14 protein-coding genes are annotated in these 18,783 nt (G+C 66.8%); 10 read left to right on the top strand and 4 right to left on the bottom strand.

The window, feature by feature from the left end; translation table 11 throughout:
- Nucleotides 1-140 precede the first annotated feature (140 nt).
- Nucleotides 141-581 (top strand): universal stress protein, encoded by a 441-nt coding sequence (locus C1Y63_RS07335; RefSeq protein WP_106015814.1) that lies wholly within the window; start codon nt 141-143, stop codon nt 579-581.
- An 88-nt stretch (nt 582-669) separates the two neighbouring features.
- On the opposite strand, the gene C1Y63_RS07325 is transcribed toward C1Y63_RS07335, so the two are convergent.
- The 3 genes from C1Y63_RS07325 to C1Y63_RS07315 form a co-directional block, all read right to left on the bottom strand.
- Nucleotides 670-3,087, bottom strand: a complete 2,418-nt coding sequence (locus C1Y63_RS07325; RefSeq protein WP_233195640.1) for an AAA family ATPase — start codon at nt 3,085-3,087, stop codon at nt 670-672.
- A gap of 440 nt (nt 3,088-3,527) precedes the next feature.
- Complete coding sequence (locus C1Y63_RS07320; protein WP_106015856.1) at nt 3,528-4,346, bottom strand: DoxX family membrane protein; 819 nt, start codon at nt 4,344-4,346, stop codon at nt 3,528-3,530.
- Between the two features lie 253 nt (nt 4,347-4,599).
- Nucleotides 4,600-5,259: an MBL fold metallo-hydrolase gene (locus tag C1Y63_RS07315; protein WP_106015813.1), complete on the bottom strand. Its 660-nt coding sequence runs from the start codon at nt 5,257-5,259 to the stop codon at nt 4,600-4,602.
- A gap of 213 nt (nt 5,260-5,472) precedes the next feature.
- Here C1Y63_RS07315 and uvrA point away from each other — a divergent pair, with 213 nt between their 5' ends.
- The 6 genes from uvrA (at nt 5,473) to C1Y63_RS13060 (ending at nt 12,013) form a co-directional block, all read left to right on the top strand.
- Nucleotides 5,473-8,445 (top strand): excinuclease ABC subunit UvrA, encoded by a 2,973-nt coding sequence (uvrA, locus tag C1Y63_RS07310; protein WP_106015812.1) that lies wholly within the window; start codon nt 5,473-5,475, stop codon nt 8,443-8,445.
- 279 nt (nt 8,446-8,724) lie between these two features.
- Complete coding sequence (locus C1Y63_RS07305) at nt 8,725-9,390, top strand: hypothetical protein (RefSeq protein WP_106015811.1); 666 nt, start codon at nt 8,725-8,727, stop codon at nt 9,388-9,390.
- Nucleotides 9,391-9,957: 567 nt separating this feature from the next.
- Nucleotides 9,958-10,479: a translation initiation factor IF-3 gene (infC, locus tag C1Y63_RS07300; protein ID WP_106015810.1), complete on the top strand. Its 522-nt coding sequence runs from the start codon at nt 9,958-9,960 to the stop codon at nt 10,477-10,479.
- Nucleotides 10,480-10,516: 37 nt separating this feature from the next.
- Complete coding sequence (rpmI, locus tag C1Y63_RS07295; RefSeq protein WP_075725990.1) at nt 10,517-10,711, top strand: 50S ribosomal protein L35; 195 nt, start codon at nt 10,517-10,519, stop codon at nt 10,709-10,711.
- Between the two features lie 62 nt (nt 10,712-10,773).
- Nucleotides 10,774-11,157, top strand: a complete 384-nt coding sequence (gene rplT / locus C1Y63_RS07290) for a 50S ribosomal protein L20 (protein WP_075725992.1) — start codon at nt 10,774-10,776, stop codon at nt 11,155-11,157.
- Between the two features lie 361 nt (nt 11,158-11,518).
- The gene (locus tag C1Y63_RS13060; protein ID WP_233195634.1) at nt 11,519-12,013 is read left to right on the top strand and encodes a TM2 domain-containing protein; all 495 of its coding nucleotides are present in this window, start codon (nt 11,519-11,521) and stop codon (nt 12,011-12,013) included.
- 164 nt (nt 12,014-12,177) lie between these two features.
- Here C1Y63_RS13060 and C1Y63_RS07280 read toward each other — a convergent pair whose 3' ends face one another.
- A complete protein-coding gene (locus C1Y63_RS07280; protein ID WP_106015809.1) occupies nt 12,178-13,359 on the bottom strand; it encodes a hypothetical protein in 1,182 nt (393 codons plus the stop codon).
- 348 nt (nt 13,360-13,707) lie between these two features.
- On the opposite strand from C1Y63_RS07280, the gene C1Y63_RS07275 reads away from it, so the two are divergent.
- The 3 genes from C1Y63_RS07275 to pheT all read left to right on the top strand — a co-directional run bounded on the left by C1Y63_RS07275 (nt 13,708) and on the right by pheT (nt 18,637).
- Nucleotides 13,708-14,526 carry an RNA methyltransferase gene (locus C1Y63_RS07275; RefSeq protein WP_106015854.1) on the top strand — a complete coding sequence of 273 codons (819 nt, stop codon included), beginning with the start codon at nt 13,708-13,710 and terminating at the stop codon, nt 14,524-14,526.
- A 329-nt stretch (nt 14,527-14,855) separates the two neighbouring features.
- On the top strand, nt 14,856-15,893 hold the full coding sequence (gene pheS / locus C1Y63_RS07270; protein ID WP_106015853.1) for a phenylalanine--tRNA ligase subunit alpha: 1,038 nt from the start codon (nt 14,856-14,858) through the stop codon (nt 15,891-15,893).
- Nucleotides 15,894-16,102: 209 nt separating this feature from the next.
- Complete coding sequence (gene pheT, locus C1Y63_RS07265; RefSeq protein ID WP_106015808.1) at nt 16,103-18,637, top strand: phenylalanine--tRNA ligase subunit beta; 2,535 nt, start codon at nt 16,103-16,105, stop codon at nt 18,635-18,637.
- The last annotated feature ends 146 nt before the right edge of the window (nt 18,638-18,783 follow it).

The following is an 18,783-nucleotide window of genomic DNA, read 5'->3' as shown; positions in this document are numbered from 1 at the left end:
CACCCCCGCGCAGCAGGGGCGAAACCCCCTGTCGGGTGGGCAAGTTTTGGTACTGTGAGACAGAAAAATCTCTCGCAGTCGCACCCCGCGCGGCTGCGCGCGAGCACCGACCACAAAGCACAAGAAAAACAGGTTTGGATATGAGCGACTACACCAAGATTGTTGTTGGCACCGACGGCTCCAAGTCGTCCATGCTCGCCGTGGAGCGCGCAGCAAAGATCGCCGCCGCCTTCGATGCGACCCTCATCATCGGCTGCGCCTACTACGAGAGCAAGGAAGACGCCTCGAAGACCCTGCGCCAGGACTCTGTCACCGTGCTCGGCGACGACCCGGCACAGAAGAACCTCGAGTCCGCCTCCGAGGCCGCCCGCGCCGTCGGCTGCGAGAAGATCGAAACCCAGATCAAGCCCGGCACCCCCGTCGAAGCCCTCATGGCTATCGTCAACGAAAACCAGGCTGACCTCCTCGTCGTCGGCAACCGCGGCATCAACTCGCTCACCGGCCGCCTCCTCGGCTCCGTGCCGGCCGACGTGGCCCGCCAGTCCCAGTGCGACGTCATGATCGTCCACACCGTCTCTTAAACCACCCCCGGCGAGACACCACACACCCCGGCGGCAGCGAGTCCCACACTCGCCACCGCCGGGGTGTTCGCATGCGCCCAGGGGTGGGCTAGCCCACCAGCTGCGGGGTGACCATCCCGCCCGCCAGCGTCGCCGTCTGCGTGGCACGCGTCAACGCCACATACAGGTCCTGCCAGCCCTGCGGGGATGCCTCCACCATGAGCTCCGGATCGACCACAATGACGTGGTCAAACTCCAGGCCCTTGACCTGGGAGGTCGGTGCCACCACGACACGGCCCGCCGCGGCCGGACCCTGCGGATCCACCCCACGTGCCGCCAACGCCTCCGCGACCTCCGCGGCGCGCGCCACCGCCCGCCGCTGGATGGCACGCGCCGCGACAACCTCCGGGTCGTCCTCGTCGTCCACGCCCTCCGGCAGGAGCCCGCCCGGCTGGGGGAGAAGCACCGCAATGCGGCGCTCACGATCCGCCCCCAGCAGCTCGACCACCCGGTCGGCGACCGCCGCACCGCTGGCGTCGATGGTGGACACCGTGCCCTCCCCACCGCGCCGCAACGACGTCGCCGGGGTTTGCTCCGGGGCCACCACCGGCAACAGCTCGGCGGCGACCGCCATGATCTCCTCCGGGGTGCGGTAATTGATCGTCAGCTCGTGGTGCACGAAACGCCCCTTGACGAAAGGCTGCAAGGCCTGCGCCCACGAATCCACACCCGCCGGCGCGCCCGTCTGCGCGGTATCGCCGACGAGCGTCATCCACCGCGAGGGGCAGCGCCGCATCACCATCCGCCACTCCATCGGCGTCAATTCCTGAGCCTCGTCGATGATGACGTGACCGTAGGCCCAGCGCTCATCGGCGGCGGCACGCTGCGCGGTCGTGCGGTGGTCGCCCACCTCCTGGCGGCGGGCCAGTGTCGCCGCATCCACCACGTCGGAGGCCTGCAGGATCTCCGCGTCGAAACCATCGTCGAGATCCTGGGTTTGTGAAGACTCCAGAATGTCGAGAGCAATCTGCGCGTCCTCGAGTTCCTCCCGCCACGCCGCCTCCTGGGCGGCCCGCAGCTGCTGCTCATCCTCGACACCAATGAGCTCGGCGAGCTCGTCCGCCAATGCGGCATCCGAGGCCTGCCAGGCGGCGCCATCGGCGCGGTACAGGGCGCGCTGGGTGTACTCGTCGTACTCGCCCGCCACGGCGGCAATCATCTCCTCGCTGGAGAGGAACTCCGCCAACACCTCCAGCGGCTCCAGGCGGGGCCAGCAGGAGTTGATGAACTCCTCGACGGCCTCCACCTCTGCGATCTCGTCGTGCAGCTGTGCGACCTCCGCCTCCGGCACCACCGTCGGGCCCAGGGGATCGCTGAACAGGATCTCCGCATAGGCGCGCGCCACGCTCTCCAGCAGGGCGTCGCGGAACACCGCCCGGGCGCGATTGTGTGGCAGGCGGCTGCGCCGGGCGCGAGTCCGGGCAGCGGTCACCATCTTCGTGGTGATCTCCACCTCAGTGCGATCCAGCAGCACCGACGTCGCCCCGGTGCGCTGGTAGCTGCGCACCAGGTTTTTCAGGATGTACACCATCTCCTCGCTGCCCTTGATCTCCTGGGCGGCGACCGACTCCGCCGGCACACTGGTCCCGTCCGCCCCGGCGGTCACCGGCACCAGCCCGGGGTACAACTCCCCGCAGGTGCTCAACACCACGCCCGTCTCGCCGAGCTCCGGCAACACCCGCGAAATATAGGACAGGAAATCCCGGTTCGGTCCGATGATGAGCACACCGGTTTTCTCCAACTGCTCCCGCCACGTGTACAGCAGGTACGCCACCCGGTGCAGGGCGACGGCCGTTTTTCCTGTGCCGGGGCCGCCCTCCACCACCATGACTTTGCGGGTCGCGTCGCGAATGATCGCGTCCTGTTCCCGCTGAATCGTTTCCACAATCGTCGGCATGTGGGCGGTGCGGGCCCGCTCCAGGACGCGGTACAGCGCCTGCTCGCTCACCACCGACGGCGCGGCATCACTGAGCGCCGCCGCGCCCGGGGCATCGGCGCTCAAAAACTCGTCATCCACGCCCACCACGGTGCGGCGGCGGGTGCGGATGTGGCGGCGCGCCACCACCCCCTCCGGCTGGGCGGTTGTTGCCACGTAGAAGGGGCGGGCCGCAGGAGCCCGCCAGTCCAACAGCAGGGTCCGGTAGTTATCCGCCCGGTCGTCGATGCCCATGCGCCCGATGTAGCGGCGCTCCCACTCGGGATGGCCGTCGACCGGCACGCCGACCCCGCCGTGCTCCCCGGCGGCGATCGTGATCTGCCCAAACACGAGCCCCAATTGGGCGATCGTTAGCCGATCCAGTTTGTCGTTGAGCCCGTGGTATTCGACCTCGCGCTTGAGCAACGCCTCCGCGTCGGGGGTCGCCGTATCGACGGCGGCCTGCACCTCCGCCAGGCGGGCTCGGGCCTGGGTGATTTCGCCGTCGAGGCGGCGGAACAGCTCATCGACGTACGCCTGCTCCTCAGCGATGCTGTGCTGTGTGGTGGCAGAGGCGTCTGTGCTGGGTGGCGGGGTGTCGGACGGGTGGGCATCGGGGTGGGAACACACGGTGAGTTGAACTCCTCGCACAAGCGCATCCCCACCTCGTGTGGCCGCTGTGTCCGCGCCCGGCGGCCGGCGACTGGTGCGCGGCTGCGACGGGACAGGGGAGAAGCGACCCCACTGGGGGATGCGGGTTGAAAAGAAAAAGAAGCATTTAAGATTACCCGCACCAGGCCCCAGGCTCGCGAACCCCCACGTGGTGGGCGGAGGGGTGCGGACGCGGCTGAGGACGACGGGAAACTGCGTGCAGACGCACAACGCCGCCCGGGGCGGCTGCATTCCCACAAAAAAGGGGAGAGTCTGCAGCGCGCCGCCGAGCGGCGTGTAAGACAGTCGGGTCGAAAAGACCGTGAAAGGCGAGAGGTGACTTAGAAGTCGAACTTCTTCTTCAGCTTCTTCTGGGCCTTCGCCAGGGCCTTATCGGCCTGCTTCTGGTACTTGCCTGCCTTCTTCGACGTCGAGGACTGGGCCTCATCGGCGCGCTCCTGGGCGGCCACGGCCAGCTTCACGGCCTTCTTCTTCGCGGCCTGCGCATTGGACTGCGCGGCAGCCAACCAGTCGTCCTTGTTGTCGTCGACGAAGTCCATGACATCGCTCGCAACGTCGGCCACCTTCTCGGAGGCGTCCTGGAAGAAGCCCTTCGTGGATTCACCCAGCAGCTGCGCCTGGGTGGAGGCGGCCTCCGCGAACTTCTCGGTCTCCGACTTCGTCGGCAGAGCCCGCTGGATGGCCTTGTTGGCGTCCTGGGCGGCCCGGTTGGTGCGCCACACCAGGCCCGGCTTGCCGGCAGTATCCGCCGACGCGAGCAGCAAGCCACCCAGGGTGCCCAGCGACATGAGCAGCCCGTTGCGGCGCTCCTTCTTCTCCGCCGGCTCCTGGGTCTCCCAGAAGGCGTAGCGGGACAGCACCGTCGGGGCCTCAATGAGCGCCAGGGCGGTGGCGGACAGGCGCGGCGCCTTCCCCATCGCAAGCAGGGCCGCCGCAGACACCTTCGTGGCGCCCACGCCGCGGGCGATGAGCTCGCCATTAGTCGGCAGCCACGCCGAGTACTGGCGCGGCAGCACCGTCTTCACCCGGTTCACCACGGCCTCGGCGCCCTGGGCGTAGACCTCCGGCTTGGCCACCATCGTGGCGCCATCGTAGATGTAGGTGCTGGCCAGCATGGGGCGAGCAAGAGTGCGCAGAATCATGGGGTCTCCCAAGGTGTCGACAATAAAAAACTGTGCAAAAGCATCACGGACTTCGCACCACCGCCCGGCTCGGAAGCGCCAGGGCACGTGCGCCGCCGTGACGGCGCGGTGCGGCGATGGGTGATCGGGCCAGTGGGTGGGGTCCTCCTAACCAATGTATAAGAAACCCACCGCGCACGCGTGCGGCGGTGGGAAACACCCGGATCGCGGACGAGACTGCACCTCTGCTGTGTGAGGGGTGTGGCGGGGGCTACCAGCCGCGCTCGCGCCACTCGGGAAGCTGCGGGCGTTCCGCGCCGACAGTGGTGTGCTTCCCGTGGCCCGGGTAGACGAGGACCTCGTCGTCGTAGACGTCAAACACGGCGGCCGTAATCCCGTCGAGCAACTCGGCAAACGCCTCCGGGGTTTCCGTCATGCCGACCCCGCCGGGGAAAAGATTGTCGCCCACGAACAGCGCGGTTGCGGTGCCCGCGTCCGTGGCGATGGGAGCCTCCACGAGGAACCCGCCCGGGGTGTGACCACCCACCACCCGCAGCGACAGCCGGTAGTCGCCGAAGTCGAGGACGTCGCCGTCGTGGGCGACGACATCATGTCGGCCCGGAATATTCGGCGCATCCGGGGCGGGAACGATGTGGCGGGCACCGGTGGCGGCGAGGACCTCCTCGGTGGCGCGCACGTGATCCCAGTGCTGGTGCGTGGTGAGCACATCAGTGATCGTGGCGTTGTTGTCGGCGGCGAGAGCCAGCACCGCCGCCGCATCGTCGGCGGCGTCAATGAGCAACGCAGGGTGCGTGCCCGCGGGCAGCGTGCGGGTCGTATCGATGAGGAGATAGACGTTGTTGTCCATCTCGGACACGGAGGTCTGCGCCAGGTGCAGACCCGGCAGGGAGGGAGAATCAGCGGCAGTCATGGGGCACATTCTAAGCCCGTGGCGCGCGTCCCCGCCGCCCGGTCTGTGGCGGGGAGCGCGGTTGTGCACAGGGGCAGCGCCGGTGGCGGGTGGCGGTGGTGCGGGAAGCTGGTATGTTCGATGAAGTTCGAAAATGACGGCGACTGTTGCTGCCCGCGCCACCCCGCGGGCAGGTAGACGGTGCCCCAGGGCAGAAAGGTAGCTGGCAGGCTCATGGCTGAACGGCTCATCGTGCGCGGCGCGCGGGAACACAACCTCAAAGGGGTCGATATCGATCTGCCCCGTGACACCATGATCGTGTTCACCGGTTTGTCCGGCTCGGGGAAATCCTCCCTCGCGTTCGACACGATCTTCGCCGAGGGGCAGCGCCGCTACGTCGAATCCTTATCCTCCTACGCCCGCCAGTTCTTGGGCCAGATGGACAAGCCCGACGTGGACTTCATCGAAGGACTGTCGCCGGCGGTGTCGATCGATCAAAAGTCGACGAACCGCAACCCGCGTTCCACGGTCGGCACCATCACCGAGGTGTACGACTACCTGCGCCTGCTCTACGCTCGCGCCGGTACCGCACACTGCCCGAAGTGCGACGCCCCGATCCAGCGGCAGACCCCGCAGCAGATCGTCGACCAGGTCCTTGAGATGGAGGAAGGGCTGAAGTTCCAGGTGCTGGCCCCGGTGGTGCGCACCCGCAAGGGCGAATTCGTGGAACTCTTCGCCGACCTGGCCGCCCAAGGTTACAGTCGCGTGAAAGTCGACGGGGAGGTCTACCAGCTCTCCGCGCCGCCGACGCTCGAGAAGCAGGTCAAGCACGACATTGAGGTCGTCATCGACCGTCTGCAGGTCAAGCCCTCGGCACGGCAGCGGCTCACCGACTCGGTGGAGACCGCACTGGAGCTTGCCGACGGTGTCGTCGTCCTCGACTTCGTCGGCCTCGACGACACGGACCCGCACCGCTACCGCCGCTTCAGTGAGAAGATGGCCTGCCCCAACGGGCACCCCCTCGGTATCGACGAGCTGGAGCCCCGCTCTTTCTCCTTCAACTCGCCCTACGGCGCCTGCCCCACCTGTGATGGTTTGGGCACCGCCCTGGAAATCGACGTCGACCTCGTCGTGCCCGACTGGGATGCGCCGGTGCTCTCCGCCATCCAGCCCTGGTCGACCGGGTTCAACACCAAGTACTTCCAGAAGATGCTCACCGCCCTGGCGGAGGTCCTCGGATTCGACGAAACCCAGCCGCTGAGCTCCCTGTCGGAGGAACACCGCCACGCAGTGCTGCATGGCTCCCCGGAGAAAGTCACCGTCCGCTACAAGAACCGATACGGGCGGGTGCGGACCTGGACTGCCCCCTACGAGGGCGTGCTGCCGTACCTCAAGCGCAAACTTGACCAGTCCGAGTCCGATTCGCAGAAGGAACGCCTCCTCGGCTACATGCGGGAAGTGCCGTGCCCGGCGTGCGCCGGCACGCGCCTCAAGCCGGAGATCCTCTCCGTGCGCTTGAGCTCCGGCACCCACGGCGATCTCAGCATCGCTGGCGTCACGGCGCTGAGCGTGGCCGACGCGTCCGAGTTTCTTGACTCCCTCACCCTGGGGGCCCGGGAGGAAATCATCGCGGGTGCTGTGCTCAAGGAAATCCAGGCCCGCCTGAAGTTCCTCCTCGACGTCGGCCTCGACTACCTGAGCCTCAACCGCGCGGCCGGCACCCTGTCCGGCGGCGAAGCCCAGCGCATCCGGCTCGCCACGCAGATCGGCTCCGGACTGGCGGGCGTGCTCTACGTCCTGGACGAGCCGTCCATTGGCCTGCACCAGCGGGACAACCAGCGGCTCATCGCCACCCTCGAGCACCTCCGCGACATTGGCAACACCCTCATCGTCGTCGAACACGACGAGGACACCATCAAGGCCGCCGACTGGCTCGTCGACATCGGACCCAAAGCAGGCGAGTACGGCGGTGAAGTCGTCTACCAGGGCCCGCCGCAGGGCATCGGGTCGGTCGCCGAATCGCTCACCGGCGCCTACATCAGCGGCAAGAAGGAACTCGCGGTGCCCGCCACCCGCCGCGCCGTCGACCCGGAGCGCCAACTCACCGTCGTCGGCGCCCGGGAAAACAACCTGCAGGACGTCACTGTCAGCATCCCGCTCGGGGTGCTCGCCTGCATCACGGGCGTGTCCGGCTCCGGCAAATCCACCCTCATCAACCACATCCTCGCGAAGGTGCTGGCCAATACCCTCAACGGTGCCCGCCACGTGCCGGGTAAGGCCACCCGCGTCGACGGTATGGAGTTCCTCGACAAGCTCGTCCAGGTCGACCAGTCGCCCATCGGGCGCACCCCGCGCTCCAACCCGGCGACGTACACGGGCGTGTTCGACAAGATCCGCACCCTGTTCGCCGAAACCACGGAAGCCAAGGTGCGCGGCTACAAGCCCGGTCGTTTCTCCTTCAACGTCAAGGGTGGCCGCTGCGAAGCCTGCTCCGGCGACGGCACCTTGAAGATTGAGATGAACTTCCTGCCGGACGTGTACGTCCCCTGCGAGGTGTGCCACGGAGCCCGGTACAACCGGGAAACCCTGGAGGTCAAGTACAAGGGCAAAAACATTGCCGAAGTGCTCGACATGCCGATCAGTGAGGCCGCCGAGTTCTTCGCGCCGATCAGCTCCATCCACCGCTACCTCGACACCCTCGTCGACGTCGGGCTGGGGTATGTGCGCCTCGGCCAGTCGGCCACCACCCTTTCTGGTGGCGAAGCGCAGCGTGTGAAGCTCGCCGCGGAGCTGCAGAAACGCTCCAACGGGCGCACCGTCTACATCCTCGACGAGCCCACCACCGGCCTCCACTTCGAAGACATCCGCAAGCTCATGCTCGTCATCCAGGGCCTCGTGGACAAGGGCAACTCGGTCATCATCATCGAGCACAACCTCGACGTCATCAAGGCTGCCGACTGGATCATCGACATGGGTCCCGAGGGTGGTGCCGGCGGCGGCACCGTTGTCGCGCAAGGCACCCCGGAGCAGGTTGCCCAGGCGGCAGGCTCCCACACCGGGCACTTCCTCGCCACCCTCGTCGATGTGACGAACCCGCCGGGCGAGGTGCCGAACCCTGCGAAGGCGCTCGCGGCACCCGCGAAGAAGGCGGCCAAGAAGGCGACGAAGAAAGCAGCCAAGAAAGCTGCGAAGAAGTCAGCCTCATAGGTCTGCTGTGGGCAGTGTGGGGCGTGTCGTGCCCTGATGTGCGTGCACAGTAGCGCGCAGTGTTTCTCAGCTCGCTCTTGGGTTCGGCACGGTTTTTCCGGCCAAGCCTGAGAGATACCTGACAATCCGCCCCACATCTGTCGACACCGCCCGCGCCACCCACCCCGTGGCCACCGGGCGGTGTTAGTCTTTTCACCCGCACGCGCGCCTGGCCTGTCGGCGCACTCCGCGCAGCCCCCTTGTCCCTACAACCCCATCGTTGAGGCGAAGACACCCACCATGCAGAAAGCTCTTTATGCCGTGCCTGGCGCCCAGCCGCGGCTGCGCTCCACGGTTGCTCTCCTGCTCTCTGCGCTCATCGTGCTCGTCGCCGCCCTTTACGGCAGCATGCTGCTGCTCAACCGCACCAGCCTCCAAGCTGCCGACACGAACCCCCAAGCGGTCACCCTGCCGGTCGACGACCTCGGTACCCGGGTCGCGGTCGATAGCTTCCCGCCGAGCAATGGTCGCCGCTGCGCGCCCGACGACAACGAACTTGACCCCGCCCGCTACGTCAGCCGCCCTATGCCGGAGGCCTACACGATCGGCTCCATGAGCTGCTCTTTCGCCGAAACAATCAGTGGGGAGCTGCTCCCGCAGCTGCGACAAGCGCTCACCGTCGGCGGCGGCACCCCTTCGTTTGCGGCGATTACGAGCCTGCCCGACCCGGCACCGCAGCCCAACCCCTTCGATGTGGGCACGGGCAGTGCAGCCAGCAGGATCCCGTACCAGCATCGTGGCGTCAGCGTGGTGGAGCCCCTCTACAACGAACACCGCGCCCGCCAGATGACAGTGACCTGTAGCCTGCTGGACCCGACTAAGAAACAACAGTCGCCTGTCGTCTGCACCGCACCGTTGGGCATGGGCGTGGTCTACGAGTCCCTGGCAACGCTCGACGGCGAATAGTCACACCGGGCCCCGCCTGCGCCTCATGGGGGAACCACTTCTGTCACGGTGGTCCAACTGCCGCGTCGGCTTGGCCGCAGTACCGTTCGGGGCGTGCCGTCGTCGCCACCGGCGGTGACGGGTGTCGCCGCATGCTAGAACCGGGGCTGGGGGAGGGGCAAGGCGGCCAATGTCTGTGCTGCGGCGCGGTGAAGGCATCGCCCGTCGACACGCCGCGTGTCGCAGCTTTGGCGAAACGCTTCCTGCCGTGCTATCTTTAACCGCACTACCGCCTGAGGCTGACTCGTAGTGTTCAGCCATCAGGCCGCAAGTGGAGGTCCCTCCCACCAGAAGCCGCCGAGACTCTCGGTCGGATCATGGTTCATTCAACACGCTGCACACCAGTGGAAGGCAATCAGATTGTCCGGCACCGTGTCGCAGGCCTGTGTGTCACGAGGATCTCCCGTTCACCCGAGGTTGGTGAACGGGCTTTTTGCGTGGGTTGCGGCAGATATCATCTGCTGTGCCACGCACCTCCTACGCGGTAAAAGGGTATGTGCATTATCCACTGCTACTTGAGGAGTACACATCAGCGCTGAAGCTCGCATTAATGAGCGCATCCGAGTCCCCGAGGTCCGCCTAGTCGGCCCCGGTGGCGAACAGGTCGGGATCGTCCGCATTGAGGACGCCCGCAAGCTCGCGTACGACGCCGACCTCGACCTGGTTGAGGTGGCCCCGAACGCGAAGCCGCCGGTTTGCAAGATCATGGACTACGGCAAGTTCAAGTACGAGGCCGCCCAGAAGGCGCGTGAGTCTCGGAAGAACCAGCAGCAGACTGTGGTCAAGGAGCAGAAGCTTCGTCCCAAGATCGATGATCACGATTACGAGACGAAGAAGGGTAATGTGATCCGGTTCCTGGAGAAGGGCTCCAAGGTCAAGGTCACCATCATGTTCCGTGGTCGTGAGCAGTCGCGCCCCGAACTTGGTTACCGCCTCCTGGACCGCCTTGCCAACGATGTTGCCGAGTACGGCACCGTGGAAACCAAGGCAAAGCAGGACGGCCGCAACATGACCATGGTCATCGGCCCGCTGCGCAAGGCCAAGAAGTAACAACTTTCTACGTTTCACCCAAAAGGACGACGAACAAATGAAGCAGAAGACCCACAAGGGCACCGCTAAGCGCGTGAAGGTGACCGGCTCCGGCAAGCTGCGTCGCGAGATGGCGAACCGCCGCCACCTGCTCGAGGGCAAGCCCTCCACCCGCACCCGCCGCCTGAAGGGCACGACGGACGTCGACAAGGCTGACACCAAGCGCGTCAAGCGTCTGCTGGGCAAGGCCTAAGGCCTTCCCCCACCAGCCAATTCCCCTTCATCTCTAAGAACAACCTGTAAGGAAGTATCACCGTGGCACGTGTCAAGCGGTCCGTCAACGCCAAGAAGAAGCGTCGCGAAATTCTGAAGTCCGCTAAGGGCTACCGCGGCCAGCGCTCTCGCCTGTACCGTAAGGCCAAGGAGCAGTGGCTGCACTCCATGACCTACTCTTACCGGGACCGTCGCGCCCGTAAGGGTGAGTTCCGTAAGCTGTGGATCCAGCGCATCAACGCTGCTGCTCGTATGAACGGCATCACCTACAACCGCCTGATCCAGGGCCTGCGTCTCGCTGAGATCGAGGTCGACCGCAAGGTTCTCGCCGATCTCGCCGTGAACGACTTCGCTGCCTTCACCGCTATCTGTGAGGCTGCCAAGGCTGCTCTGCCCGAGGACGTCAACGCTCCGAAGGCTGCCTAAGCACTTTCTACTCATGCCGCAAGGCTCGGGTGCTCAGCGCCCGTGCCTGACCGCGTCGAGTAACTCTCCAACGACCGCCGTTGCCCCTGTTGTGGGCCGGCGGTCGTTGGCATGTGGGCGGACCTCTGTGTGCTGAGGCCCTTGTTGGGGACAGGGGAGTGGCGCGGGTGCGGACGCTGGATGCGCACGCTCAGCAGCAGCGGGTGGGTGGCTGCGGGGCGGTGGTCGAATTCCGGGCTGTGCGTGAGAGCTCGAAGGATTCGGGGTGCGGTCTAGACTGGAATCGCACTTGTACGTGTCACCCCTCGGCCCCACATCGCCGGGGGCGTGCTCGCACCCCTTGGACGTGGATGGAGTTTCGATGACAACCCCTGGACCGGAGAACGTTTACGGTTCCTCCCCGGACGGTCAGGGCTATGTGCCGCCCTTTTTGCGTGATCCGCAGGTCCCGATGCCCGCACCAGAGCAGCCCGTGCAGTACAACGTCGACGGATTGCCGGTGGCGCCGGCCCAGCCGCGCAACTTTTTCACCGCGCCCCCGCCGCAGGCCTACGCCCCGGTTCCGGCGCCGCATCAGATGTATGCGGCAATGCCGCAGATGCCGGTCTACGCAGTGCCTCAGAAGTCTCGTGCGATCGCTGCCCTCCTCTGCTTCTTCCTGGGGAGTTTCGGCGTGCATGACTTCTACAGTGGCTACCATATCCGGGGCGTCATCAAGCTCGGCGTGAGTCTGTCGCTCGTCCTGCTGTGGTTCTTCATCCCCTTCGTGTGGCTGTGGTGCCTGTTGGACTTCATCATGATCCTCACGCGCTCAGGGTGGTACGCGACCGACGCCCGCGGGATTCCTTTCGACTAAATCCTCTGCGCCCCGTGCACCTGGCCATGGACAGGGTTAACCTCTCCGCTCACACGCACGTGAATGTGCTAGGCGGTGGCCGATGAGGCCCCTGGGTGTGCTGTTGCCCCTTGTGCAGCAGCACACCCAGGGGTTTTTCTTGTCTGCGGGGGCGACGAGGGTGCTCAGGCGCGCCGGATACTCCAGCTGTCGGTGCGGACGTGACCGGGGCTCGTGCGCGCCGCCCGCTCCCGGACACCGGTCGCCTCGCGCGTGCGCTTGTTCGCGCGCCCGTCGTCGGGCTGGTGGTCGCGGGCCAGGTGGAGCTGCGCCACCATGGTGCAGTAGGTGGTGCCGTAGGCCCGGTCGAGGGTCGCAGCGATTGCCTGCAGCACTTCGCGGCGGGGGAAGCGGGTGAGTCGGGTGTGGATCTGGGCGCGCGGCGGCTGGAACGCGGGGATGTCCGGGTCCCCGTCGGTGCCATCGATGTCCGTGTGCGCCGGGTTGCGGTAGGCGTAGTCGGCGCGGGCGCGTTCCTCGTAGATGTCCTGCAGGTGCTCGACTCCACGGGTGCCGTGGCGCAGGCTCCACCAGATCTCGGTGTACTCCTGCTCCACGCGGGCGATGGCCTGCCTGGTGGCATCCCGCGTGGCCGCGTTGTCTTCCTCCTTGAGAAAAGCGACCAGCTCGTCGCGCCGCTGCCGATAGCTCAGGTAGGCGTCGAGGGCCTCGCGGTCACTGCGCAAGCGGGCTTCCTTGATGATGCCGAAGCGGTAGGACGGGCGACGCACACGGCGTGCCGCGTGCTCGGCAGGCGCCACCCGCTGCGCCACGGGCTGTGCGCTCTGCGGGGGATCTTCCTGGACATAGTCGGTATCGTCGGCGTGCCGCCGGGGCGCGGTGCCAGGGGTGTTCTGCCCATCGTCGCTCGTCGCCGGGGCAGACAACCTTGCCAAGTCTTCGGCGCGCGTGGTGAGTGCAGCGAGGTGCGGCCGCACCGTGCGAATCACGTCCGTCGTGGCGATGCTGTCGGCGGTGATGCGCCGCTCGAGCGTGCGGATCGCGGAGCGGAGGTCAGCGGCGGCGGCATCAATGGCTCGCAAGTGTCGGCAGACGTCCTGGACGGTGTCCTCGGGCGGGACCTGTTGTGGCCGGGAGGCATCGCGCGCGGCGCGGTCCTGGGGGCCTCCCGGTTGCGGGCTGCGGTTCCGCGTCCGCTTGCGGGGGCGCGTCGACGACGCCGGCGTGCGGGCGGTGCCGCCTGCAGGAGCCGCAGTGGCGGTGATATCAGCGTCAGTGTCGTGGGCTCGTTCGATTCCAACGGCCTCCATGGCGAGACGGTCGGGGTAGCTGAACAGGGGGCACATGTGGTCTCTCTCCTTTGACTGGTCTGGGTGGGTGGTCGCGTTCGGCGCGATGGTGTGTGCGCACAGCGCTGTGGCGTTGTGTTCTCTTTCGGCACCCTGTGGATGGGATTCCGAATGGCGTTGACGTGCTGCAGTGGCCGCGCTCGGTGAGGGTGAGTCTAAGGAGTGTGACGGAATTCTCGGCGCAATATTTAGATAGTCTGTTCGATGCCGTATTGATGTGAACTGGGCCGTAAAAAGTTTTTTCGCTCGGCGGAGATCTGGAGGGGGAGTCGTTTTTCGCTCAGCAGACTGTTTTCGTCACGGGTAATGCGGGAACCAGGATGCTCCGGCGGTATGTTGGGTGCCATGACACTCGACTTTGACTCCGCGTTCACCGAACGCACCCCGCGCATCGTGCAGTCCGCCAAGCTTCTGCGCTCGGCGGGTCGCAAAAAGGCGAATCTCTTCCTTGCTGAGGGGCCCAACAGTGTGGATGCCGCCATCGCAACCGGTGCTGCCCGCGAAGTCTTCGTCACGGCTCACGGTGCCGAGCGCTTCAACGACCTCGTCCTGGCGGCGAAGAACCTTGGCGTGTCCTGCAGCCCGATCACGGACCGTGCCGCCAAGTCCCTGTCGGACACGGTGACCCCGCCCGGCATCTTCGCGGTGTGTGAGCCGGTGCTCTGGCCGGCCAAGGAGGTCTTGGGCCGCTCTCCGCGGCTCGTTGCCGTGCCCGTTGAAACCAACGAGCCGGGCAACGCTGGCACGCTGATCCGAGTCGCTGACGCGGTGGGCGCGGATGCGGTGATGTTCATGGGTAATGCTGTCGACCCCCAGGGGCCGAAGGCTGTGCGCTCGTCGGCGGGCTCCCTGTTCCATGTGCCCGTGGCCCGGGAGGCGAACATCCAAGCCGCCTTCGATCGCCTGCAGGCCAAGGGGTTGAATATCCTCGCGACCACTGCCGACGGCGAAGTCAACCTGGACGAGGCGGGGGATTTGCTCGCGCAGCCGACGGCCTGGTTGTTCGGCAACGAAGCCCACGGCCTGCCGGAGGACCTGCTGGCCCGCGCCACCCACCGGGTACGTATCCCCATCCGGGGTCGCGCCGAGTCCCTCAACCTGGCGACGGCGGCGAGTATTTGTCTCTACGAGTCGGCGAAGCACCTGTACGCCGCCGGCCGTTAGGATCCGCACCCGCCGCGCTTCTCCGCCGCGCAGCGGATGCCGCGCGGCGGGGGACGGCGCGGGTGATGGTGGCGGGGTGGTGACGGGGCAGATGCGGCCGTGCTGGTTGGGGTGTGGGACGACGCGTGGCACAGGTGCTACTGCGCCGGGGTGAGTGTGCTGGTGGGAGCCGGGATCGGGCAGCCTGCCGGGCCTGTGGGGTGATCGTGTGGGGTGGGGGAGAATCCCCTGTTCGGCACTGCGGTGTGCTCCGCTATCATGGAGGGGTTAGTTTGACCGCCGCATCGGCGCTCGTATCCGAGAAAAACGACGAGAAGCTGGAATATTTAGTGTCCGAAGAACTTCTGACCCAAGAACGGCTCGACGCTGCCGCAGCAGCCGCAGTCGAGGCCTTTGAGTCCGCAGACAACCTTGAGGAACTGGCGGTCGCACGCCGCGAGCACCTGGGCGACGACGCCCCCATCGCCGTGGCCCGCAAGTCCCTGGGTTCCCTCCCGAAGGAGGCCCGCAAGGATGCCGGCCGCCTGGTCAACATGGCTCGTGGCCGGGTGGAGAAGGTCTTTGCGGAAGCTAAGGCTCGCCTGGAGGAGAAGCGCAACGCTGAGGTGCTCGTCGCCGAACGTGTCGACGTCACCGTGCCCACCACCCGCCGCAACCCCGGCGCGCTGCACCCCATCACGCAGCTGTCTGAGTCCATCGCCGACATCTTCGTCGGCATGGGCTGGGAGATCGCCGACGGCCCCGAGGTGGAAGCCGAGTACTTCAACTTCGACTCGCTCAACTTCCTCCCGGACCACCCGGCCCGCACCCTGCAGGACACCTTCCACATTGCTCCGCAGGGTTCCAAGCAGGTGCTGCGCACCCACACCTCCCCGGTGCAGATGCGCACCATGCTGTCCCGCGAGGTTCCGATCTACGTCGCCTGCCCGGGTCGCGTGTTCCGCACCGACGAGCTGGATGCCACCCACACGCCCGTCTTCCACCAGGTCGAAGGCCTGGCGGTCGATAAGGGGCTGACGATGGCGAACCTGCGCGGCACCCTCGACCACCTGGCCAAGACCCTGTTCGGCCCGGACACCCACACCCGCATGCGTGCGAACTACTTCCCCTTCACCGAGCCCTCGGCCGAGGTGGACGTGTGGTTCCCGAACAAGAAGGGTGGCGCCGGCTGGATCGAGTGGGGTGGCTGCGGCATGGTCAACCCGAACGTGCTCCGCGCGGCCGGCATCGATCCCGACGTCTACACCGGCTTTGCCTTTGGCATGGGCCTGGAGCGCACCCTGCAGTTCCGCAACGGCCTGACCGACATGCGCGACATGGTGGAGGGCGATCTGCGCTTCACCATGCCCTTCGGCGTGCACGCCTAAATCGGCGCACGCCGAGCAAGAAACACTTTTTCCCTTTCATATTTTTCTCGGCGCCCACTTTTGCCACGCGTGCGGCCACCCCAGGCGGGGTGCCGCAGGCAGGGGAGAGGCGCCGCGCACAGAGCTACGATTCGTCCCCCGTCACGGGAGTGCCCCGCGCAGCACGCTGGGTGCCAGTGGGGTGCGGACGACAGGAGAAGACACAAGTCATGTTGATCGCAAAGAGCTGGGTTGAACGGCTGGTCGGCCAGGCGGCGCCTGGTTTTTCCACCACTGATGAGGAGATGGACGCGGGCTTCGTCCGCGTCGGTTTCGAGACCGAGGGCTACGAGCCGATCCCGGTGACCACCGGCCCGCTGGTGATCGGCCGGGTGGAGTCCATTGAGGAACTCACCGGTTTTAAGAAGCCGATTCGTTTCTGCCAGGTCAACGTCGGCCAGGCGAACGGCACGGGTGAGCTGCAGCCCATCGTGTGTGGTGCCCGCAATTTCGAGGAGGGATCCACTGTGGTGGTCAGCCTCCCGGGTGCGGTGCTGCCGGGCGATTTCGCTATTTCCGCCCGTGAGACCTACGGGCACACCTCCGCCGGCATGATCTGCTCGGCCGCGGAGCTGGGGTTGGCCTCTGCCCAGAACAAGGGCATCATCACGCTCGACCCGCAGGATCCGGCGGTCGGCGAACCGGGCAGTGACGCCCGCGGAGTGCTGGGCCTGGATGAGACCGTGTTTGACGTCAACGTCACCCCGGATCGCGGCTACGCGCTGTCGGCCCGTGGTCTGAGCCGGGAGATTGCCTCGGCGTTCGCGACGGGCTTCGTCGACGTCGCCGAGGATCCTTTCGCCACCGTCGCGGAGCTCGTGGAGATGGGCGTGACCCGCCCGGTGATCGGTGAGGGCGAGGCACTGTCGGTGAGCATTGCTGACGGCACCCCCTGCAACCGTTTTGGTGTGCGTCAGGTCGTGGGCATTGACCCGACGGTGGAGTCGCCGTTCTGGCTGCAGCGCGAGCTCATGCTCTGCGGGCAGCGCCCCGTCAACGCCGCCACCGACGTGACCAACTACGTCATGATGCTGCTGGGGCAGCCGATGCACGCCTTCGATGGCGACAAGCTCAACGGTGGGCTTGTGGTGCGCCGCGCCCAGGCTGGGGAGAAGCTCACCACCCTCGACGGGGTGGAGCGCGAGCTGCACGCCGAGGACATCGTTATCGCCGACGAGTCGGGCATCCAGTCCCTGGCTGGTGTCATGGGCGGTTCGACCTCCGAGATTTCCGACTCCACGACGACCGTGTTCTTTGAGGCGGCGCACTGGGATCCGATCACCGTGGCGCGGACGTCCCGCCGCCACAAGCTGTCCTCTGAGGCCTCCCGTCGCTTTGAGCGTGGCGTCGACCCGGCGCTCATCGAGGTGGCTCTCGACCTGGCGGCGGGCCTGCTGCAGGCCATTGCCGGCGGCACGGTGGCCCCGGGCCGCACCCTGCTGGGCGCGGTGCCCGCGATGCCCGAGGTGCCGATGGCGATCACTCGCCCCTCGGATGTTGCTGGCGTGGAGTACTCCGAAGACACGGTCCTGGCCCGCCTGGCCGAGGTCGGCTGCTCGGTGGCGCGCGACGGGGAGCAGCTCACTGTCACCCCGCCGACGTGGCGCCCCGATATCACCATGGCTGCCGACCTGGTGGAGGAGGTGCTCCGCCTCGAGGGGCTGGAGGACATCCCCTCCATCGTGCCGACCGCCCCCGCCGGCCAGGGCCTGTCGGAGGCGCAGCTGCGCCGCCGTGCCATCGGCCACGCGTTGGCCTACAACGGCTACTCCGAGATCCTGCCCACCCCGTTCATCGCGAACGACGTCTTCGACGTGTGGGGCCTGGAGGCCGACGATGAGCGTCGCCGCACGGTGGCGGTGCAAAACCCCCTCGACGCCGACTACGCCATCCTCGGCACCACCCTGCTGCCGAGCATGCTGGAGGCCGTCAAGCGCAACGTTGCCCGTGGGATCACCAGCCTCGCGCTGTTCGGCCAGGAGCAGGTGACGATCGCCCGCGGCGAGGGAATCTCCCCGATGCCGTCGGTGAAGCAGCGCCCCGACGCCGCCACCCTGGAGGAGCTGCTGGCCTCCCTGCCGGAGCAGCCGCTGCACGTCGCCACCGTCGGCTGCGGTTTCGCGGTCCTCGAAGGGCCCTGGGGTGACGGCCGCGCCTACGACTACGCGGACGCGATCGAGTCCGCCCGCGTCGTGGCCCGTGCCGCCGACGTCGAGCTCGATGTGCGCAACGCTGAGAAGCTGCCCTGGCACCCCGGCCGCTGTGCTGAGCTCCTCGTCAACGGCGAGGTCGTCGGCTACGCCGGTGAGCTGCACCCGCAGGTCCTGGAGCGAGCCGGCCTGCCGGCGCGCACCTGCGCGATGGAGATCAACGTCTCCGCGCTGCCGTTCGCCCCGAGCTCCCCGGCACCGGTGCTGTCCGCGTTCCCGGCGCTGCTGCAGGACATTGCTCTCGTGGTGGATGCGGACGTGCCTGCTGAGGCTGTGCGCCGCACCGTGGAGGCCGCTGCCGGCCCCCTCGTGGAGAAGGTCACCCTGTTCGACATCTACACCTCCGAGTCCCTCGGTGAGGGCAAGAAGTCCTTGGCGTACGCGCTGACCTTCCGTGCGCCGGACCGGACGCTCACTGACGATGAGTGCTCCGAGTTCCGCAAGCAGGCCATCGCCGCAGCGGAGCAGGAGTTCGGCGCCGTGCTGCGCGGCTAGTCGACTGCTCGTCGCGCCACGGTGACCGTGGCGCGCGCCTGGCCCATCCGTTCCTCACTTGCGTGGGGTTTCGGGTGGGCCTTCGGTATGTCAGGGGTTGGACAGGCGTGCGGGGGTGGCCGGTGGGGGTGAGGTGCGGGCATGAG

It is taken from the genome of Corynebacterium sp. 13CS0277, from assembly GCF_002994655.1.
Taxonomy (GTDB): domain Bacteria; phylum Actinomycetota; class Actinomycetes; order Mycobacteriales; family Mycobacteriaceae; genus Corynebacterium.
The sequence above is the reverse complement of the archived record's forward strand: the minus strand, read 5'-3'. Positions and strand labels throughout refer to the sequence as shown.